General features: G+C 68.2%; 16 protein-coding genes and 1 pseudogene. 16 read left to right on the top strand and 1 reads right to left on the bottom strand.

Annotated elements, in window-relative coordinates:
• The first annotated feature begins 134 nt into the window (after positions 1-134).
• Both F7Q96_RS17410 and F7Q96_RS17415 read left to right on the top strand, forming a co-directional pair.
• Positions 135-4949, top strand: a complete 4815-nt coding sequence (locus F7Q96_RS17410; protein WP_053822658.1) for a glutamate synthase-related protein — start codon at positions 135-137, stop codon at positions 4947-4949.
• A 138-nt stretch (positions 4950-5087) separates the two neighbouring features.
• Complete coding sequence (locus F7Q96_RS17415; protein WP_053822657.1) at positions 5088-6551, top strand: glutamate synthase subunit beta; 1464 nt, start codon at positions 5088-5090, stop codon at positions 6549-6551.
• Positions 6552-6732: 181 nt separating this feature from the next.
• Here F7Q96_RS17415 and F7Q96_RS17420 read toward each other — a convergent pair whose 3' ends face one another.
• Positions 6733-7257 (bottom strand): GNAT family N-acetyltransferase, encoded by a 525-nt coding sequence (locus tag F7Q96_RS17420; protein ID WP_053822656.1) that lies wholly within the window; start codon positions 7255-7257, stop codon positions 6733-6735.
• A 249-nt stretch (positions 7258-7506) separates the two neighbouring features.
• Here F7Q96_RS17420 and F7Q96_RS17425 point away from each other — a divergent pair, with 249 nt between their 5' ends.
• The 14 genes and pseudogenes from F7Q96_RS17425 (at position 7507) to hisC (ending at position 20180) form a co-directional block, all read left to right on the top strand.
• A complete protein-coding gene (locus F7Q96_RS17425; RefSeq protein ID WP_053822655.1) occupies positions 7507-8667 on the top strand; it encodes a Bug family tripartite tricarboxylate transporter substrate binding protein in 1161 nt (386 codons plus the stop codon).
• A gap of 217 nt (positions 8668-8884) precedes the next feature.
• On the top strand, positions 8885-9706 hold the full coding sequence (locus F7Q96_RS17430) for an ABC transporter ATP-binding protein (RefSeq protein WP_053822654.1): 822 nt from the start codon (positions 8885-8887) through the stop codon (positions 9704-9706).
• Positions 9706-10494, top strand: a complete 789-nt coding sequence (gene mlaE / locus F7Q96_RS17435; protein WP_023263295.1) for a lipid asymmetry maintenance ABC transporter permease subunit MlaE — start codon at positions 9706-9708, stop codon at positions 10492-10494. Before F7Q96_RS17430 ends, mlaE begins: the two co-directional genes overlap by 1 nt.
• A gap of 49 nt (positions 10495-10543) precedes the next feature.
• On the top strand, positions 10544-11023 hold the full coding sequence (gene mlaD, locus F7Q96_RS17440; RefSeq protein ID WP_006575761.1) for an outer membrane lipid asymmetry maintenance protein MlaD: 480 nt from the start codon (positions 10544-10546) through the stop codon (positions 11021-11023).
• Complete coding sequence (locus F7Q96_RS17445; RefSeq protein WP_151023031.1) at positions 11020-11853, top strand: MlaA family lipoprotein; 834 nt, start codon at positions 11020-11022, stop codon at positions 11851-11853. The genes mlaD and F7Q96_RS17445 overlap by 4 nt, the downstream gene beginning before the upstream one ends.
• A 194-nt stretch (positions 11854-12047) precedes the next feature.
• Positions 12048-12671, top strand: coding sequence for an MlaC/ttg2D family ABC transporter substrate-binding protein (locus tag F7Q96_RS17450; RefSeq protein WP_006575763.1), 624 nt, complete (start codon positions 12048-12050; stop codon positions 12669-12671).
• A 119-nt stretch (positions 12672-12790) separates the two neighbouring features.
• Positions 12791-13081 (top strand): annotated as a pseudogene (locus tag F7Q96_RS17455) (STAS domain-containing protein); the annotation flags it as partial.
• 390 nt (positions 13082-13471) lie between these two features.
• Positions 13472-14509 (top strand): ABC transporter ATP-binding protein, encoded by a 1038-nt coding sequence (locus tag F7Q96_RS17460; protein ID WP_053822653.1) that lies wholly within the window; start codon positions 13472-13474, stop codon positions 14507-14509.
• Between the two features lie 77 nt (positions 14510-14586).
• Positions 14587-15357, top strand: a complete 771-nt coding sequence (locus tag F7Q96_RS17465; RefSeq protein ID WP_043436578.1) for an ABC transporter permease — start codon at positions 14587-14589, stop codon at positions 15355-15357.
• 65 nt (positions 15358-15422) lie between these two features.
• Positions 15423-15695, top strand: coding sequence for a BolA family protein (locus tag F7Q96_RS17470; protein WP_053822652.1), 273 nt, complete (start codon positions 15423-15425; stop codon positions 15693-15695).
• A gap of 25 nt (positions 15696-15720) precedes the next feature.
• Positions 15721-16974 (top strand): UDP-N-acetylglucosamine 1-carboxyvinyltransferase, encoded by a 1254-nt coding sequence (gene murA / locus F7Q96_RS17475; RefSeq protein WP_053822651.1) that lies wholly within the window; start codon positions 15721-15723, stop codon positions 16972-16974.
• A 19-nt stretch (positions 16975-16993) separates the two neighbouring features.
• Positions 16994-17656, top strand: a complete 663-nt coding sequence (gene hisG / locus F7Q96_RS17480; protein WP_006575769.1) for an ATP phosphoribosyltransferase — start codon at positions 16994-16996, stop codon at positions 17654-17656.
• A 31-nt stretch (positions 17657-17687) separates the two neighbouring features.
• Entirely contained in the window at positions 17688-19016 is a 1329-nt protein-coding gene (gene hisD, locus F7Q96_RS17485; protein ID WP_053823221.1) for a histidinol dehydrogenase, read from the top strand.
• 63 nt (positions 19017-19079) lie between these two features.
• Complete coding sequence (hisC, locus tag F7Q96_RS17490) at positions 19080-20180, top strand: histidinol-phosphate transaminase (RefSeq protein WP_053822650.1); 1101 nt, start codon at positions 19080-19082, stop codon at positions 20178-20180.

Genomic DNA, 20180 nt, shown 5'->3' on the forward strand with positions numbered 1-20180 from the left:
TTGTGCGGCGCGTCACGTCCTGTGTACGCCGCTGCGGTCCCCTTCGCTGCCAATCATGTCCGACCGGACTGCACGCGAACGCCGTTCCGGCCGATGCCACACGAGGCGCGCTGCCCTCACCGGAATCGAAGCCCGTGGACCAATCGCAATTCCCGCCGGCCGAGCAGGCCCAGCAGGCCCAACAGGCCCAACAGGCGCTGCAGACCCACGCCAGCGCCGAGCGCCCGCAGGCGCAAGGCATGTACGACCCCGCCAACGAGCATGACGCCTGCGGCGTCGGCATGGTCGCCCATATCAAGGGCAAGAAGAGCCACGAGATCATCCTGCAGGGCCTGAAGATCCTGGAGAACCTGGATCACCGGGGCGCGGTGGGCGCGGACCACCTGATGGGCGACGGCGCGGGCATCCTGATCCAGATTCCCGACCAGTTCTATCGCGAGGAAATGGCCGCGCAGGGCGTCACGCTGCCGCCGGCCGGCGAGTACGGCGTCGGCATGATCTTCCTGCCGAAGGAGCACGCGTCGCGCCTGGCCTGCGAACAGGAGCTAGAGCGCACCGTCCGCCTGGAAGGCCAGGTCGTGCTGGGCTGGCGCGACGTGCCGGTCGACGCGGCGATGCCGATGTCGCCGACCGTGCGCAAGACCGAGCCGGTGATCCGCCAGATCTTCATCGGCCGCGGCCGCGACATCATGACGACCGACGCGCTCGAGCGGAAGCTGTACGTGATCCGCAAGACCGCCAGCCACGCGATCCAGGCGCTCAAGCTCAAGCACGGCAAGGAGTACTTCGTGCCGTCGATGTCGGCGCGCACCGTGGTCTACAAGGGCCTGCTGCTGGCCAACCAGGTCGGCCAGTACTACCGCGACCTGCAGGATGCGCGCGCCGTGTCGGCGCTGGCGCTGGTCCACCAACGGTTCTCGACCAACACCTTCCCGGCCTGGGAGCTGGCGCACCCGTACCGGATGGTCGCCCACAACGGCGAAATCAACACCGTCAAGGGCAACGTCAACTGGATCAACGCGCGTACCGGCGCGATCTCGTCGCCGGTGCTGGGCGAGGACCTGCCCAAGCTGTGGCCGCTGATCTATCCGGGCCAGTCCGATACCGCGTCGTTCGACAACTGCCTCGAGCTGCTGACGATGGCGGGCTACCCGCTGGTCCACGCGATGATGATGATGATTCCGGAAGCGTGGGAGCAGCACACGCTGATGGACGACAACCGTCGCGCCTTCTACGAGTACCACGCGGCGATGATGGAGCCGTGGGACGGCCCCGCGGCGATCTGCTTCACCGACGGCCGCCAGATCGGCGCGACGCTGGACCGCAACGGCCTGCGTCCGGCGCGCTTCTACGTGACCGAGGACGACGTCGTGGTGCTGGCCTCCGAGGCCGGCGTGCTGCCGTTCCCCGAGTCGCGCGTGGTGCAGAAGTGGCGCCTGCAGCCGGGCAAGATGTTCCTGATCGATATGGAGCAGGGCCGCATCATCGACGACAAGGAACTGAAGGACAACCTGGCCAACGCCAAGCCCTACAAGAGCTGGATCGACGCCGTACGCATCAAGCTCGACGAGATCGACGCGAAGCCCGAGGACGTCGCCTCCGAGGCCAAGCCCGCGGCCAAGCTGCTGGACCGCCAGCAGGCGTTCGGCTTCACGCAGGAGGACGTCAAGTTCCTGATGGCGCCGATGGCGCTGTCCGGCGAAGAGGCGACCGGCTCGATGGGCAACGACTCGCCGCTGGCGGTGCTGTCGTCGAAGAACAAGACGCTGTACCACTACTTCAAGCAGCTGTTCGCCCAGGTCACCAACCCGCCGATCGACCCGATCCGCGAGAACATGGTGATGTCGCTGGTGTCCTTCATCGGACCGAAGCCGAACCTGCTCGAACTGAACAACATCAACCCGCCGATGCGCCTCGAAGTGTCCCAGCCGGTGCTGGACTTCAAGGACATCGCCAAGATCCGCAACATCGAGCACTACACCGGCGGCAAGTTCCGTTCGTACGAGCTCGACATCTGCTATCCGGCCCAGTGGGGCAAGGAAGGCATCGAGGCGCGCCTGGCGTCGCTGTGCGCCGAGGCCGTCGATGCGGTGAAGTCGGGCTACAACATCCTGATCGTGTCGGACCGCCGCGTCGATCCGTCGCACGTCGCGATCCCGGCGCTGCTGGCCACCTCGGCGATCCACCATCACCTGGTCGAGAAGGGCCTGCGCACGTCCACCGGCCTGGTGGTCGAGACCGGCTCGGCGCGCGAGGTCCATCACTTCGCGCTGCTGGCCGGCTACGGCGCCGAGGCGGTGCACCCGTACCTGGCGATGGAGACGCTGGCCGAGATGGCCGGCGGCCTGTCGGGCGACCTGTCGGCCGACAAGGCGATCAAGAACTTCATCAAGGCGATCGGCAAGGGCCTGCAGAAGGTGATGTCCAAGATGGGCATCTCGACCTACATGTCGTACACCGGCGCGCAGATCTTCGAGGCCATCGGCCTGTCGCGCGAGCTGGTGCAGAAGTACTTCCACGGCACCGCGTCGAACGTCGAAGGCATCGGCATCTTCGAGGTCGCCGAGGAAGCGCTGCGCCTGCACCGCGACGCCTTCGGCGACAGCCCGGTGCTGGAGAACATGCTCGACGCCGGCGGCGAATATGCGTTCCGCATCCGCGGCGAAGAGCATATGTGGACCCCGGACTCGATCGCCAAGCTGCAGCACTCGGTGCGCGCCAACGAGGGGCAGGGCGCCTACCAGACCTACAAGGAATACGCGAACCTGATCAACGACCAGAGCCGCCGCCACATGACGCTGCGCGGCCTGTTCGAGTTCAAGGTCGATCCGTCGAAGGCGATTCCGCTGGAGGAAGTCGAGCCGGCCAAGGAAATCGTCAAGCGCTTTGCCACCGGCGCGATGTCGCTCGGCTCGATCTCGACCGAGGCGCACACCACGCTGGCGATCGCGATGAACCGCATCGGCGGCAAGTCGAACACCGGCGAGGGCGGCGAGGACGAGAAGCGCTATCGCAACGAGCTGCGCGGCATTCCGATCAAGAACGGCGACACGCTCAAGAGCCTGCTGGGCGACGACGTGGTCGAGCGCGACATCGAACTGAAGGACGGCGATTCGCTGCGCTCGAAGATCAAGCAGGTCGCCTCGGGCCGGTTCGGCGTGACCGCCGAATACCTGGCCTCGGCCGACCAGATCCAGATCAAGATGGCGCAGGGCGCCAAGCCCGGCGAGGGCGGCCAGCTGCCCGGCCACAAGGTGTCGGACTACATCGGCAAGCTGCGTTATTCGGTGCCGGGCGTCGGCCTGATCTCGCCGCCGCCGCACCACGACATCTATTCGATCGAGGACCTGGCGCAGCTGATCCACGACCTGAAGAACGTCAATCCGCAGGCCGACATCTCGGTCAAGCTGGTGTCCGAAGTGGGCGTCGGCACGGTCGCGGCGGGCGTGGCCAAGGCCAAGGCCGACCACGTGGTGATCGCCGGCCATGACGGCGGCACCGGCGCCTCGCCGTGGTCGTCGATCAAGCATGCCGGCACGCCGTGGGAACTCGGCCTGGCCGAGACGCAGCAGACGCTGATGCTCAACGGTCTGCGCAACCGCATCCGCGTGCAGGCCGACGGCCAGATGAAGACCGGGCGCGACGTGGTGATCGGCGCGCTGCTGGGCGCCGACGAGTTCGGCTTCGCCACCGCGCCGCTGGTCGCCGAGGGCTGCATCATGATGCGCAAGTGCCATCTGAACACCTGCCCGGTCGGCGTCGCCACGCAGGACCCGGTGCTGCGCAAGAAATTCCAGGGTAAGCCCGAGCACGTCGTCAATTTCTTCTTCTTCGTCGCCGAGGAAGCACGCGAGATCATGGCGCAGCTGGGCATCCGGACCTTCGACGAGCTGATCGGCCGCGCCGACCTGCTCGACACCCGTGCCGGCATCGAACACTGGAAGGCGCGCGGCCTGGACTTCTCGCGCATCTTCTATCAGCCGCCGTTCCCGGGCGACCAGCCGCGTTTCCATACCGATACGCAGGACCACGGCCTGGCGCCGGAATCGGGCAAGGCGCTCGATCACGTGCTGATCGCCAAGTCGCGCGCGGCCATCGACAAGGGTGAACGGGTGTCGTTCATCCAGCCGATCAAGAACGTCAACCGGACCGTCGGCGCGATGCTGTCGGGCACGGTGGCGCGCCAGTACGGCCATGAGGGCCTGCCGGACGACACCATCCACATCCAGCTGCAGGGCACCGCCGGCCAGTCGTTCGGCGCGTTCCTGGCGCACGGCATCACGCTGGACCTGGTGGGCGACGCCAACGACTACGTCGGCAAGGGCCTGTCGGGCGGCCGCGTGATCGTGCGCACGCCGCACGAGTTCCGCGGCGATCCGACCCGCAACATCATCGTCGGCAACACCGTGCTGTACGGCGCGATCGCGGGCGAGGCCTTCTTCAACGGCGTGGCCGGCGAGCGCTTCGCGGTGCGCAACTCGGGCGCCGTCGCGGTGGTCGAGGGCACCGGCGACCATGGCTGCGAGTACATGACCGGCGGTACCGTAGTGGTGCTCGGCGCCACCGGCCGCAACTTCGCGGCCGGCATGTCGGGCGGCGTGGCCTACGTCTATGACGAGGACGGCCTGTTCGACAAGCGCTGCAACACCTCGATGGTCGCGCTCGAAGCGGTGCTGGGCGCCGCCGATCAGGAGAAGGGCCAGAGCGCGGCGAGCTGGCACAAGTTCGGCGGCAAGCGCCAGCTGGACGAGGTGATCCTGCGCGGCCTCATCGAGCAGCACTTCCGCTTCACCGGCTCGGAGCGCGCCAAGGCGCTGCTGTCGGACTGGACCACGGCGCGCCGCAAGTTCGTCAAGGTCTTCCCGACCGAGTACAAGCGGGCGCTGGGCGAGATGTACGCCAAGGAACAGGCCGCGCGCGACAGCGACCGCGAGGCGATCGCCGCCTGAGGGCGGGCACCGCAGCCGGGACGGCGCGGGCGGCAACGGTGGCGAATCGCTGCCGCCGCGCGGTCCACCACACCACTATGACCTCACAACGGGGCGCGCGCGTCGCGCTGCGCCCCGAGCACAACCCAAGGAAGCGACATGGGCAAGGCGACTGGCTTTCTCGAATTTCCGCGCCAGAGCGAGAGTTACGAACCGGCACCGAAGCGGGTCCGGCATTACAAGGAATTCGTGTTCCGGCTCAGCGACAACGAAGCCAAGGTGCAGGGCGCGCGCTGCATGGACTGCGGCATCCCGTTCTGCAACAACGGCTGCCCGGTCAACAACATCATCCCGGACTTCAACGACCTGGTGTATCGCCAGGACTGGAAGTCGGCGATCGACGTGCTGCACCAGACCAACAACTTCCCCGAGTTCACCGGCCGCATCTGCCCGGCGCCGTGCGAGGCCGCCTGCACGCTCGGAATCAATGAAGACCCGGTCGGCATCAAGTCGATCGAGCGCGCGATCGGCGACAAGGCCTGGGAAGAGGACTGGGTCAAGCCGCAGCCGCCGGCGCACAAGACCGGCAAGACCGTGGCCGTGGTCGGCTCGGGTCCCGCGGGCCTGGCGGCCGCGCAGCAGCTGGCGCGCGCCGGCCACGACGTCACGGTGTTCGAGAAGAACGACCGCATCGGCGGCCTGCTGCGCTACGGCATCCCCGACTTCAAGCTCGAGAAGGCGCTGATCGATCGGCGCATGGCGCAGATGCAGGCCGAGGGCGTGACCTTCCGCGCCGGCGTGATGGTGACCGACGGCAAGCTGCCGGCCGGCATCAAGAACTACGCGCGCGAAACGATCTCGGCGCAGGAACTGATGGACCAGTTCGACGCCGTCGTGCTGGCCGGCGGCGCCGAAGTGCCGCGCGATCTGCCGGTGCCGGGACGCGAGCTGCAGGGCGTGCATTTCGCGCTGGAATTCCTGATTCCGCAGAACAAGGAAGTGGCCGGCGACGGTCCCAACGAGATTCGCGCCGACGGCAAGCACGTGGTGGTGATCGGCGGCGGCGATACCGGTTCGGACTGCGTCGGCACGTCGAACCGCCATGGCGCCGTCTCGGTGACCCAGTTCGAACTGCTGCCGCAGCCGCCGGAAGAAGAGAACAAGCCGCTGGTGTGGCCGTACTGGCCGATCAAGCTGCGCACCTCGTCGTCGCACGAGGAAGGCTGCGAGCGCGACTGGTCGGTGGCGACCAAGGAGTTCATCGGCGAGAACGGCAAGGTCACCGCGCTGAAGGCCTGCCGGGTCGAATGGAAGGACGGCCGCATGCAGGAAGTGCCCGACAGCGAGTTCGTGCTGAAAGCCGACCTGGTGCTGCTGGCGATGGGCTTCACCAACCCGGTGGGCTCGATGCTGGAAGCGTTCGGGGTCGACACCGATGCGCGCAAGAACGCCAAGGCCTCGACCGAAGGCGAACGCGCCTACTACACCAATGTGCCGAAGGTGTTCGCCGCCGGCGACGTGCGCCGCGGCCAGTCGCTGGTGGTCTGGGCCATCCGCGAAGGCCGCCAGGCCGCGCGCTCGGTCGATGCCTTCCTGATGGGGCATTCGGAACTGCCGCGCTGAGGCGGTTGCCGGGGGCGCTTGCCCTCTCCCCCAACCCCTCTTCCGCCAGCGGGAGTGGGGGGCCAGACCGGCAGAACTGTCCACGCGATCGGGTTCTCCCTCTCCGCTGGCGGGACAGGGCCGGGGAGAGGGCAGCGGACAGCGGGCAGCGGGGCATGCGCCATGCCACCGTCCTGCGACACTACGCCCCGATTTCCTTCCCCATCACCACCGCCCCCTTCCCGTAGCGCGACAGCTTGGTCGCCGCTTCCCCGGCAAGCGCCACCGGTGCATAGCCGAGCCCCTGCCACCAACGCGCCGCGCTCTGTACGGCGATCAGCCGCGAGCAGCGCAGGCCGGCCTGCTTCGCCCCCTGCCGGGCCTTCTCGTAGAGCCGTTTCGCCAGGCCTTGCCCCTGTCCGGCAGGCGCCACCGCCATGTCGTGGATAAACCAGGCCAGGCGTGGGTCGGCGGGCGCGTCGTGCCGCAACACGCCGTCCAGCGGCGGCAGCGACTCGCGCGGCCACGGGTGGGTCAGCAGATAGGCGGCAAGCCGTTGCGGCGCATCGGCGTGCGTGGCGACCCAGCATAGCGTCGGTGCCAGCGCCAGCCGGCTGGCCAGCGCGTCGGCCGATTCGATCAGTTCGGGGCGGTAGCACTGCGCCTGCACCGCCAGCACTTTGGGCAGATCGGCCGCCGCCATCGGCCGCAACAGGAATTCGGACATGGCGCGGATTATAGGGCGTGCCGGCATGCGGCCTGGCGAAGCGCGCCCGGCGCAGTGCTTCCAGCGATGGACCTGCGCGCGATGGACTTCCGCGCGAAGTGCTTCCGGGTTGACCCGGCTATGGTTAACGCGGTTTGTGCTGGCCGGAACCGGCTTCGTACAATCGTCCCAAGCAAAAACAACGCTGCCTCGCTCACCCCTGTCAGCCAATCCAGGCGCCCCACCAGCGCGGCGCCCCGGAGGATCTTGATGCCCGAAGTACGCATGCTTGCGCGGCTTTGGCGAGGTAAGGCGACGTTGCACTTCCCCGCCGTGACGGCGACCGGCGCACCTGGCGCGCGGCCGCGCGCCGCGGCCGGCCCCGGGCGCGCGGTGGTCGTGATGTGTCTTCTGTCGGCTCTCCTCGGCCCGGTCAGCGACGCGCTGGCTGCCCCGCCGGCCGCCCAGTCCAACGCGCAGCCCGCCACGCCGTCCGCCGCGCCATCGGGCGCCGCCGCGCGCTCCGCCTCGATGTCCTTTCCCGCCCGCCCGCTGCGGCTGGTCGTGCCGTTTCCCGCCGGCGGCGTGCCGGACGCCATCGCGCGCACGCTGGCCGAGAAGCTGGCCGCCAGGCTGGGCGTGCCGGTCGAGGTCGACAATCGCCCCAGCGCCAACGGCACCACCGCCGGCGACGTCGTGGCCAAGGCCAGTTCCGACGGCCATACGCTGCTGCTGCACCAGTCGACGATGCTGATCCAGTCCGGCGTCGAGCCGCTGCCCTACGACGTGGTGCGCGATTTCACGCCGGTGGCGCGCGTCGCCGCGATGCCGCTGTTCCTGGTGATCGACGCCCGCCTGCCGATCCGCACACCGCAGCAATGGATCGCGGCGGTGCGCGCCAATCCCGGTGCCTACAGCGTCGGCACGGCACAGGCCGGCACGCCGGCGCATCTGTATGCGGAATACGCGGTGCGCGGCATTCCCAACGGCGTGCCGCTGGTGACCGCCAAGGGCGAGGCGGCGCTGGTGCAGGAGATGCTGGCGGGCCGGATCAGCGCCTGTTTCTGCAATTTCGCGCCGGTCCAGCAGCATGTGCGGGAGGGTACGCTGCGGCTGCTCGGCGTGGCGGGATCGGCCCGTTCGCCGCTGGCTCCTGGCGTGCCGACCCTTCACGAGAGTGGACTCGACGGCTACGGCGCGGGTCCGTGGCTGGGCGTGCTGGCCCCGGCCAAGACGCCGCGGGCCATCGTCGCCAGGCTGGCCACGGTGCTGGACGAGGTCATGCGCGAGGGCGACGTCGGGCGTCGGCTGGAATCGGTCGGGCTGACGCCGCTGCGCGACTCGCCCGAGGCCTTCGCGACCTCGATCCGCGCGGAATCGATCCAGTGGCAGGTGATCCTGCGCCAGGCCGGCCGGCCGGTCGAACCTTGATAGCGCCGCGGCGTGCGCCGCTTTTGTCGTCCCCTCGTCGCTCCCTCGTCGCCCCCCTCGTTGCTCCCTCGTCGGCCCTTCGTCGGCCCTTCGTCGCCCGATAGTGCACGTCGCGCTGCCCTGCAGCATTTCATCGCGGGCGCATTGCCCGGCACGCGAACGGACGAGTATAGGTATTAGCACTTATAATGCCGACCGTCTCTAGCGCGATGCCAACGTGACCGAAACCACACCCAACCTCGTCGAGCTGCAAGCGGTCGACTTCGCCTATGCGGCGGGCGGCAAGCCCATCCTGTCGGGCCTGTCCATGCGGATTCCGCGCGGCAAGGTCGTCGCGGTCATGGGCGGCTCGGGCTGCGGCAAGACCACCGTGCTGCGGCTGATCGGCGGCCAGGTCCGGCCTCAACGCGGCCACGTGCGCTTCGACGGCGCCGATATCCCGGCGCTGGATCGCGCGGGCCTCTATGCGGCGCGGCGGCAGATGGGGATGCTGTTCCAGTTCGGCGCGCTGTTTACCGACCTGTCGGTGTTCGACAACGTCGCCTTCCCGCTGCGCGAGCATACCGACCTGCCCGAATCGATGATCCGCGACCTGGTGCTGATGAAGCTCAACGCGGTCGGCCTGCGCGGCGCGCGCGACCTGATGCCGGCGCAGATCTCCGGAGGCATGGCGCGGCGCGTGGCGCTGGCGCGCGCGATCGCGCTCGATCCTTCGCTGCTGATGTACGACGAGCCCTTTGCCGGGCTCGATCCCATTTCGCTGGGCCTGACCGCGCGCCTGATCCGCACGCTGAACGACGCGCTCGGCGCCACCACGATCATCGTGTCGCACGACGTGCACGAGACCTTCCAGATCGCCGACTACGTGTATTTCATCGCCGAAGGCCGCATCGCGGCGGAAGGGGAGCCCGAGGCGCTGCGCGCGTCGACCGACCCCTTCGTCCACCAGTTCGTGCATGCCGAGGCCGACGGCCCGGTGCCGTTCCACTACGGCGGGCCCTCGCTCGCCGAGGACTTCGTCGGCGGGGCGGGACGGTGATGGGCGCGCTCTACAACGCCATCGCGATGATCGGCTCGGCGGTGCGCCAGACCGTCGAGGGCCTGGGCATGGCCACGCGGATGTTCTTCGCGATGCTGGCGATGTCGCCGTCGATGCTGCGGCGCTTCCGGCTGGTATCGGACCAGATTTTCTTTGTCGGCAACCTGTCGCTGGTGATCATCGCGGTGTCCGGGCTGTTCGTCGGCTTCGTGCTGGGCCTGCAGGGCTACTACACGCTGAACCGCTACGGCTCCGAACAGGCGCTGGGGCTGCTGGTCGCGCTGTCGTTGGTGCGCGAGCTCGGGCCGGTGGTGACCGCGCTGCTGTTCGCGGGCCGCGCTGGCACCTCGCTGACCGCCGAGATCGGCCTGATGAAGGCGGGCGAGCAGCTGACCGCGATGGAAATGATGGCGGTGAACCCGCTGCAGCGCGTGGTCGCGCCGCGCTTCTGGGCCGGCGTGATCGCGATGCCGGTGCTGGCGGCGATCTTCAGCGCGGTCGGCATCCTGGGCGGCTATATCGTCGGCGTGCAGCTGATCGGCGTCGACGCCGGCGCGTTCTGGTCGCAGATGCAGGGCGGCGTCGACGTGCGCGACGACGTGCTGAACGGCGTCATCAAGAGCTTTATCTTCGGCATTGCCGTGACGTTTATCGCCTTGTACCAGGGCTACGAGGCCAAGCCGACGCCCGAGGGCGTGTCGCGCGCCACCACCCGCACCGTGGTGATCGCGTCGCTCGCCGTGCTGGGGCTCGATTTCCTGCTGACGGCGCTGATGTTCAGTACCTGAGCCCCGCATGGGCGCCGTCGCATCCCGCTGGTTGAACTAGAGAATTCCGATGAGAAAGAACGCACTCGATTTCTGGGTGGGGCTGTTCGTGGTGGCCGGCTTCGTGGCCCTGCTGTTCCTTGCGCTGAAGGCCGGCAACATGAGCGCCTTCACCTTCGAGGACACCTACACCGTGCAGGCCCGCTTCGACAATATCGGCGGGCTGAAGGCGCGCGCGCCGGTCAAGAGCGCCGGCGTGGTGGTGGGCCGGGTCGCGCAGATCAGCTTCGACGACAAGAACTACCAGGCCACGGTGACGATGCACCTGGAGCAGCGCTACCAGTTTCCCAAGGACACGTCGGCCAAGATCCTGACCTCGGGGCTGCTGGGCGAGCAATACATCGGCCTCGAAGCGGGCGGCGACACCGCAATGCTGGCCGACGGCGCACGGATCACGATGACCCAGTCGGCCGTGGTGCTGGAGAACTTGATCGGGCAATTCCTGTACAACAAGGCGGCCGACGCGGGCGGCACGGGAGCGGAGAAATGAGGGGTTCGGGAGTACACGTGCGCTGGCTGCTGGCCGGCGCGATGGCGGTCGCCCTGGCGGGCTGCGCGACGGGGCCGGACGCCAATCCGCGCGACCCGCTCGAGCCGTTCAACCGCGAAGTCAACAAGATCAACGAGGACTTCGACAAGGGCGTGATGCGCCCGATCGCGGAGGTCTATGCCGACTATGTGCCGTCGCCGGTCCGCACCGCGGTCAGCAACGTGTTCTCCAACGTCAGCGATGTCTACTCGGCGCTGAACAACCTGCTGCAGGGCAAGCCGACGCGCTTCGCCGAGGACACGATGCGGGTGGCGATCAACACCGTGCTCGGCATCGGCGGCCTGATCGACATCGCCACGCCGGCCGGCCTGCCGAAGTACAAGGAAGACTTCGGCCAGACGCTGGGCGTCTGGGGCGTGCCGCCTGGTCCGTACCTGGTGCTGCCGCTGTTCGGGCCGAGCACCGTGCGCGACACCGGCGGCATGCTGGTGGACCGGCAGGCCGACCCGACCGCCTACCTGCATCCGGTCTGGATGCGCAATACGCTGATCGGCGTGCGCGTGGTCAGCGCCCGCGCCGAACTGCTGGGCGCCAGCAGCCTGGTCGAGATGGCCGCGCTGGACCGCTACTCGTTCATGCGCGACGCCTATCTGCAGCGCCGTGAGTACCTCGTCTACGACGGCAATCCGCCGGACCGCGAGGACGATGGCGTCGACAGCGACGCCGAGCCCAAGCCGCCGGGCTCGGGTTCGGGCGAAAGCCTGCCGGGCCAGACCATGCCGGTGCCGCCGGTGGCGCCGTCGCTGACGCCCGGCCGGCTCGGCCTGTGAGCGCCGGCGCCGCGAGGCTTGTGCGCCACTGTGGTCGACCGGCTTTGTCAGTGGCCGGTCACCGCTGCAACAAACTGTGATAACGGGTGCCAGCGCCGTGCGCGCCGGGCACCATGAACTTGCCCGGGGTGCGCGCTCTCCAACGTACGCACCCCCCGCCGCCCCCGGCGGAACAAGATAGACAAGGAAAAACCATGTTCAAGCGACTGTTGCTTCCCTTCATCGCCGCCTTCGCCATGGCGGGCGCGGCCATGGCCCAGAGCGCGGATACGTCCACGCCCGACGGGCTGATCAAGGCCCTGGTGGACGACGTGATGGCCACCGTCAAGGCCGACAAGGAAATGCAGGCCGGCAGCATTCCGAAGATCACCGCGCTGGTCGAGCAGAAGATCCTGCCGAACGCCAATTTCCAGAAGACCACGCAGATCGCGATGGGCCGCAACTGGGCCAAGGCGACGCCGGAGCAGCAGAAGCAGATCGTCGAGGAATTCAAGATGCTGCTGATCCGCACCTATGCGGGCGCCGTTTCGCAGATCCGCGACCAGACCGTGCAGTTCCGCCCGTTCCGCGCCGCGCCCGAGGACACCGAGGTGACCGTGCGCACCCAGGTGATCAACAAGGGCGAGCCGATCCAGATGGACTACCGCCTGGAGAAGACCGCGCAGGGCTGGAAGGTCTATGACATCAACGTGCTGGGCGCCTGGCTGACCGAGGCCTACAAGGGCAGCTTCAATACGATCGCCAGCCAGCAGGGCATCGAAGGCGTGATCAAGACGCTGCAGGACCGCAACCGCCAGCTGGCCAGCGCGAAGGGTTAAGACCCGTTGCGGCGCAGCACATGGATGCTGCGCCGCGTTACAATGCCGGCTCGGTGTGCACGCTTTGCGCGCTCCGGCCGCCAAATCCGATCCGCCCCGATTCCTGACCGACCGCCTCGATGCTTTCACTCGGAACCTCGCTGACCAACCGCAACGCCGCCGCCGTGCTGCGCGAAGCGGCCGCGCGCGTGGCGCAAGGGGAAGCGCAGGTCGATTGCAGCACGCTGGGGCAGGTCGATTCTTCGGCGGTGGCCGTCATGCTGGCGCTGCATCGCGACGCCAGCGCCCGTGGCCGCACGCTGTCCTTCGTCGGCGTGCCGCAGCAGCTGGCCGCACTGGCCAGCCTGTACGGCGTCGATACGCTGCTGGCGCTGTCGCCCCGGAACCCGGCGTCCGGACCGGCGCGAGCGGTTGCCGGAACGGAGGCAGAACCCGCCGCCGAATCCGCTTCGGCATCCGTCGCCGCACCGCTCGAGCAAGTCGCCTTGCATCGACATTGAACCGGCATCCGCGGTGAGCGCAGGGCCAGGGCCCGCGCCGGCACCGTCGCGATGCCTCGGCGCCGGCCGCCCGCCCGCGCCGCGTCCCAAGCGGGGACTTCCCCGCATCCCCTATAATTCCGGGTTATTCGTTCGTCAGCACCGCCGCGCGCCAACGCGCGATGCGCCTGCCACGCCGGCAGCCGGCAGACCAGGCGGGCGACCAGTCCGGCTGCTGCAACACCCTCAGGCGGTCCCCGCCATTTCCAGGAGCCCGGCGCGGCAGCGCGACGCTCGCACGCCCGCCAGACGATATCGGCCATGAAAGCCATCGAAATCCAGGATGTCCGCAAGCGCTACCGCAATCTGCAGGCGCTCAAGGGCGTCAGCTTCAGCGTCGAGCGCGGCGAATTCTTCGGCCTGCTCGGCCCCAACGGCGCGGGCAAGACCACGCTGATCTCGATCCTCGCCGGACTGAACCGCGCCGACTCGGGCCAGGTGCGCGTGCACGGCCACGACGTGGTCGGCGATTACCGGCTGGCGCGCCGCATGCTGGGCGTGGTGCCGCAGGAGCTGGTGTTCGATCCGTTCTTCACGGTGCGCGAGACGCTGCGCCTGCAGTCGGGCTATTTCGGCCTGACCCGCAACGACGACTGGATCGACGAGATCATGGCCAACCTGGACCTGACCGACAAGGCCGACGCCAACATGCGCCAGCTGTCGGGCGGCATGAAGCGCCGCGTGCTGGTCGCGCAGGCGCTGGTGCATCGTCCCCCGGTGATCGTGCTCGACGAGCCGACCGCGGGCGTGGACGTGGAGCTGCGCCAGACGCTGTGGAAATTCATCTCCCGGCTGAATCGCGAAGGTCATACCATCATCCTGACCACCCACTATCTGGAAGAGGCCGAGGCCCTGTGCGATCGCATCGCGATGCTCAAGTTCGGCGAGGTGGTGGCGCTGGACCGCACCAGCAGCCTGCTGAGCCAGTTCGCCGGCCTGCAGCTGGTGCTGACGCTGTCGGCCGGACGCCTGCCGGCTTCGCTGGAGCCGCTGCGGATGCCGTCCAATCCCGGCGAGCGCGCGATCCGGCTGCGGCTGTCGGGCTACCAGGTGGTCGAACCGATTCTCGCGGCGTGCCGCGAGGCGGGCTGCGAAATCGAAGACATGGAAATCAACAAGGCGGACCTCGAGGACGTATTCGTGCAGATCATGGGAAGGGAAGGGCGCAAGCCGGCTTCCCGTGACCCGAGCGCAGAGGAAGGAGCGGACGGACAAGGCAAGGGCGACGGCGACAAGCGCGCCACGGACCCGGCCGAACCGGTCAATACCACCCCTTCTTCGCTGGAGAGCCCGGTATGAAACATCCCGCCGGACTCGATCACGCGCAGCAGGACGGCCGCCACGGCGGCGGCGACGACAGCCGGCACCTGGCGCCGATGGCGGTGGGCGGCCTGGTTGGCTTTCGCACGCTGCTGTACAAGGAAGTGCTGCGCTTCTGGAAGGTCAGCTTCCAGACCGTGGCCGCGCCGGTGCTCACGGCGATCCTCTATCTGCTGATCTTCGGCCATGTGCTGGAGGACCGCGTCCAGGTCTACGACCAGATCAGCTACACCGCCTTCCTGGTGCCCGGGCTGGTGATGATGAGCATTCTGCAGAACGCGTTTGCCAACAGTTCGTCGTCGCTGATCCAGTCCAAGATCACCGGCAACCTGGTGTTCGTGCTGCTGCCGCCGCTGTCGCACTGGGAAATGTTCGGTGCCTACGTCACCGCGGCCATCGTGCGCGGGCTCGCGGTCGGACTCGGCGTGCTGCTGGTCACGGTGTGGTTCGCCGATCTGCATGTGGCCAATGTCGCGTGGATCGTCGTGTTCGCGCTGCTCGGCGCCGGCATGCTGGGCACGCTCGGGCTGATCGCCGGCATCTGGGCCGAGAAGTTCGACCAGCTGGCCGCCTTCCAGAACTTCCTGATCATGCCGGCGACCTTCCTGTCCGGCGTGTTCTATTCGATCCACTCGCTGCCCGCGTTCTGGCAGAAGGTATCGCACGCCAACCCGTTCTTCTACATGATCGACGGGTTCCGCCATGGCTTCTTCGGCGTCTCCGACGTGTCGCCGTGGTTCAGCCTGGCCGTGGTCGCGAGCGCCTTCGCGGTGGTCGCGACGATCGCGCTGCGGCTGCTGCAGAGCGGCTACAAGCTGCGGCACTGATCTTGCGAGACCAGGCCGGATCAACACGCGACAGCGGGACGCACACAGACGAAACGAGATTCACCATGCTGCCTACACCGGAACAAGTCAGGGACTACATCGCCCAGGGGCTGCCCTGCGAACACCTCGAAGTGGAGGGCGACGGCCAGCACTTCTTCGCCACCATCGTCAGCGCCGAGTTCGAGGGCAAGCGGTTGATCCAGCGCCATCAGCGCGTCTATGCCGCGCTGGGCGACCGCATGCGGGCCGAGATCCACGCGCTGTCGATGAAGACGCTGACGCCGGCGGAATGGCAAGGCGGTCAGGGCGACCAGGCCGGCCAGCCGGGCCGCGGCTGAGCGGCCGCGTACCTGCGTATCCCTCATGGATCAACTGCAAATACACGGCAACGGCCCGCTGCGCGGCGAGATCCGCGTTTCGGGGGCGAAGAACGCCGCGCTGCCGATCCTGTGCGCCAGCCTGCTGACGGGCGACACGCTGACGCTGCGCAACGTTCCCGGTCTGCACGACGTGCGCACCATGCTGGCGCTGCTGCGCCAGATGGGCGTGCGCATCGGGCAGGATGGTGCGCAATTGTCGCTGGACGCGGCCCAGATCGTCTCGCCCGAGGCGCCGTACGACATGGTCAAGACCATGCGCGCGTCCATCCTGGTGCTCGGACCGCTGGTCGCGCGCCTGGGCGAGGCGCGGGTGTCGCTGCCCGGCGGCTGCGCCATCGGCGCGCGGCCGGTGGACCAGCACATCAAGGGCCTGCAGGCGATGGGCGCCGAGATCGCGATCGAACATGGCTACATCCACGCCCGCGCGCGCCGGCTCAAGGGCGCCCGCATCGTCACCGACATGATCACGGTGACGGGCACCGAGAACCTGCTGATGGCGGCCACGCTGGCCGAGGGCGAGACCGTGCTGGAGAATGCGGCGCGCGAGCCCGAGGTGACCGACCTGGCCAATCTGCTGGTCGGCATGGGGGCACGGATCGACGGCATCGGCACCGACCGGCTGGTGATCCAGGGCGTCGAGCGGCTGCACGGCGCCGAGCATGCGGTGATTGCCGATCGCATCGAGGCCGGGACCTTCCTGTGCGCGGCCGCCGCGACGCTGGGTGAGGTCGTGGTGCGCGATGTCTCGCCCGGAATCCTCGACGCGGTGCTCGACAAGCTGGTCGAGGCCGGCGCGTCGATCGAGCGCGGCACGGACTGGGTGCGGCTGTCGATGCGCCAGCGCCCGCGCGCGGTCAGTTTCCGCACCTCGGAGTACCCGGCCTTTCCGACCGACATGCAGGCGCAGTTCATGGCGCTCGATTGCGTGGCCGACGGCGCCGCGCGGATCACCGAGACGATCTTCGAGAACCGCTTCATGCACGTGCAGGAGCTGAACCGGCTCGGCGCCAATATTGCGGTCGAAGGCAATACGGCGGTGGTGACCGGCGTGCCGCGCCTGTCCGGCGCCCGCGTGATGGCCACCGACCTGCGCGCCTCGGCCAGCCTGGTGATCGCCGGCCTGATCGCCGATGGCGAGACGGTGATCGACCGCATCTATCATCTGGACCGCGGCTACGACCGCATGGAAGACAAGCTGTCGGCAGTCGGTGCGCACATTCGCCGCATCGCCGGCTGACCCAGCGACGAACAAGACGATGAGCCCATCTCCGAACCAGCTGACCCTGGCCCTCTCCAAGGGCCGGATCTTTACCGAAACCATGCCGCTGCTGGCGGCCGCGGGCATCGAGGTCACCGAAGACCCGGAAACCTCCCGCAAGCTGATCCTGCCGACCACCGACCCGGACGTGCGGGTGATCATCGTGCGCGCCTCCGACGTGCCGACCTATGTGCAATACGGCGCCGCCGACTTCGGCGTGGCCGGCAAGGACGTGCTGATGGAGCACGGCATGGCCGGCCTGTATGCGCCGATCGATCTGAATATCGCGCGCTGCCGCATGTCGGTGGCGGTGCCGGCGGGCTTCGACTATGCCCGCGCGGTGCGCCAGGGCGCGCGGCTGGCGGTGGCGACCAAGTATGTGCAGACCGCGCGCGAGCATTTCGCCAAGAAGGGCGTGCACGTCGATCTGATCAAGCTGTACGGCTCGATGGAGCTCGGTCCGCTGGTCGGGCTGGCCGATGCGATCGTCGACCTGGTCAGCACCGGCGGCACGCTGCGTGCCAACAATCTGGTGGAAGTCGAGGAGATCGTGCAGATCTCGTCGCGCCTGGTGATCAACCAGGCCGCGCTCAAGCTCAAGCGCGAGCGGCTGGCGCCGATCCTCGAAGCGTTTGAACGGGCCTCCGCGGCCGTGGCGTGATGCCATGGCCGACGGCCCGGGGAATGGAATCATGAACGAACAAAGTCTGAACATTCGCCGACTGGATTCGGCCAGCACGGACTTCCCCGTGCGGCTGCGCCAGCTGCTGGCCTTCGAGGCCGGCGAGGACGAGGCCATCGAGCGCGCCGTCGCGCAGATCCTGGCCGACGTCAAGGTGCGCGGCGATGCCGCGGTGCTGGAATACACGCTGCGCTTCGATCGCGTCGAGGCGGAATCGCTGGCCGCGCTGGAACTGTCGCCGGCCGAGATGGACGCCGCGCTCGAGGAGCTCGAGCCCAAGCGCCGCGCCGCGCTCGAGGCGGCCGCGGCGCGCGTGCGGGCCTACCACGAGAAGCAGAAGATCGAATGCGGCAGCCACAGCTGGGAATACGCGGAGGCCGACGGCACCGTGCTGGGCCAGAAGGTGACGCCGCTCGATCGCGTCGGTCTCTATGTGCCGGGCGGCAAGGCGGCCTATCCGTCGTCGGTGCTGATGAACGCGATTCCGGCCCGCGTCGCCGGCGTCAAGGAAGTGATCATGGTGGTGCCGACCCCGGGCGGCGTGCGCAACCCGCTGGTGCTGGCGGCCGCGGCGATCGCCGGCGTCGACCGCGTGTTCACGATCGGCGGCGCGCAGGCGGTCGGCGCGCTGGCCTACGGCACCGAGACGCTGCCGCAGGTGGACAAGATCGTCGGCCCGGGTAACGCCTATGTCGCCGCGGCCAAGCGCCGCGTGTTCGGCACGGTCGGCATCGACATGATCGCCGGCCCGTCGGAGATCCTGGTGATCTGCGATGGCAGCACCGACCCGGACTGGGTCGCGATGGACCTGTTCTCGCAGGCCGAGCACGACGAGATGGCACAGTCGATCCTGCTGTGCCCGGATGCCGGCTATCTGCTGAAGGTCGAGGACAGCATCCGCCGTCTGCTCGACGACATGCCGCGCCGCGACGTGATCGCGGCCTCGATCGGCGGCCGCGGCGCGCTGATCAAGGTACGCGACATGGACGAGGCCTGCGACATCGCCAACGCGATCGCGCCCGAGCACCTGGAGATCTCCGCGCTCAATCCGCGCCAGTGGGCCGAGAAGATCCGCCACGCCGGCGCGATCTTTCTGGGCCAGTTCACCAGCGAATCGCTGGGCGACTACTGCGCGGGGCCGAACCACGTGTTGCCGACCTCGCGCACCGCGCGCTTCTCGTCGCCGCTGGGCGTCTACGACTTCCAGAAGCGCTCGAGCCTGATCGAGGTCAGCGAAACGGGCGCGCAGATGCTGGGCCAGATCGCCGCGGAACTGGCCTATGGCGAGGGTCTGCAGGCGCATGCCCGCAGCGCCGAATATCGTCTGAAGCGCAGTTGATTTGCCGGGGCATGCGTGCCGCGCCGGCGTGCCGCCCCATCACTCCCCACCGAAGAGGAAACCATGTCAGCAGTGGAGCCTTCCCTGATCGAGCGAATCATCCGTGACGACGTCCGCGCCATGGGCGCCTATCACGTGGCCGATTCGCACGGTCTGATCAAGCTCGACGCGATGGAGAACCCGTACCGGCTGCCCGCGCCGCTGCGCGAGGCGCTTGGCAAGCGGCTCGCCGAGGTCGCGCTGAACCGCTATCCGGTGCCGACCAGCGAGGCGCTGCGCGCGCGGCTGAAGACCGTGATGAAGGTGCCCGCCGGCATGGAGATCCTGCTCGGCAACGGCTCGGACGAGATCATCAGCATGCTGGCGCTGGCGGTCGCAAGGCCGGGCGCGAAGGTCATGGCGCCCGTGCCCGGCTTCGTGATGTACGCGATGTCGGCCCAGTTCACCGGCCTCGAGTTCGTCGGCGTGCCGCTGCGCGGCGACTTCACGCTGGACCGCGAAGCGATGCTGGCCGCGATGGCCGAGCACAAGCCGGCGGTGATCTACCTGGCCTATCCGAACAATCCGACCGGCACGCTGTTCGATGAGAACGACATGGAGGCGATCGTGCGCGCCGCGCAGGGCGAGGTCTGCCACAGCCTGGTCGTCGTCGACGAGGCCTACCAGCCGTTCGCCCAGCACAGCTGGATGCCGCGGCTGCCCGAGTTCGGCAATCTGCTGGTGATGCGCACCGTGTCGAAGCTGGGCCTGGCCGGCATCCGGCTCGGCTACCTGGCCGGCGACCCGGCCTGGCTGGCGCAGATCGACAAGGTTCGTCCGCCGTACAACGTCAACGTGCTGACCGAGGCGACCGCGCTGTTCGTGCTCGAGCATGTCGATGTGCTCGACGAACAGGCCGCGCAGCTGCGCGCCGAGCGCGCCAGCGTGGCCGCGGCGATGGCCGCGCACCCCGGTGTGACGGTGTTCCCGAGCGCCGGCAATTTCCTGCTGGTGCGCGTGCCCGATGCCGCGCGAATCTTCGATCGGCTGCTCGCGCGCAAGGTGCTGATCAAGAACGTGAGTAAAATGCACCCATTGCTGGCCAACTGTCTGCGCGTGACGGTCAGCACCCCCGAAGAAAATGCGCAGTTTCTCGAGGCGTTTGCCGCCTCGCTGCAGGATTAG

It is taken from the genome of Cupriavidus gilardii (genome assembly GCF_008801915.1).
Classification (GTDB): Bacteria; Pseudomonadota; Gammaproteobacteria; order Burkholderiales; family Burkholderiaceae; genus Cupriavidus; species Cupriavidus gilardii.

Bases quoted from the DNA above. Each gene is read 5' to 3' on its own strand.
- hisD (WP_053823221.1), top strand. From the start codon at position 17,688: ATGAACGAACAAAGTCTGAACATTCGCCGACTGGATTCGGCCAGCACG.
- hisG (WP_006575769.1), top strand. From the start codon at position 16,994: ATGAGCCCATCTCCGAACCAGCTGACCCTGGCCCTCTCCAAGGGCCGG.
- murA (WP_053822651.1), top strand. From the start codon at position 15,721: ATGGATCAACTGCAAATACACGGCAACGGCCCGCTGCGCGGCGAGATC.
- hisC (WP_053822650.1), top strand. From the start codon at position 19,080: ATGTCAGCAGTGGAGCCTTCCCTGATCGAGCGAATCATCCGTGACGAC.
- F7Q96_RS17445 (WP_151023031.1), top strand. From the start codon at position 11,020: ATGAGGGGTTCGGGAGTACACGTGCGCTGGCTGCTGGCCGGCGCGATG.
- mlaE (WP_023263295.1), top strand. From the start codon at position 9,706: ATGGGCGCGCTCTACAACGCCATCGCGATGATCGGCTCGGCGGTGCGC.
- F7Q96_RS17470 (WP_053822652.1), top strand. From the start codon at position 15,423: ATGCTGCCTACACCGGAACAAGTCAGGGACTACATCGCCCAGGGGCTG.
- F7Q96_RS17450 (WP_006575763.1), top strand. From the start codon at position 12,048: ATGTTCAAGCGACTGTTGCTTCCCTTCATCGCCGCCTTCGCCATGGCG.
- F7Q96_RS17465 (WP_043436578.1), top strand. From the start codon at position 14,587: ATGGCGGTGGGCGGCCTGGTTGGCTTTCGCACGCTGCTGTACAAGGAA.
- F7Q96_RS17425 (WP_053822655.1), top strand. From the start codon at position 7,507: ATGCCCGAAGTACGCATGCTTGCGCGGCTTTGGCGAGGTAAGGCGACG.
- F7Q96_RS17415 (WP_053822657.1), top strand. From the start codon at position 5,088: ATGGGCAAGGCGACTGGCTTTCTCGAATTTCCGCGCCAGAGCGAGAGT.
- F7Q96_RS17420 (WP_053822656.1), bottom strand. From the start codon at position 7,257: ATGTCCGAATTCCTGTTGCGGCCGATGGCGGCGGCCGATCTGCCCAAA.
- F7Q96_RS17460 (WP_053822653.1), top strand. From the start codon at position 13,472: ATGAAAGCCATCGAAATCCAGGATGTCCGCAAGCGCTACCGCAATCTG.
- mlaD (WP_006575761.1), top strand. From the start codon at position 10,544: ATGAGAAAGAACGCACTCGATTTCTGGGTGGGGCTGTTCGTGGTGGCC.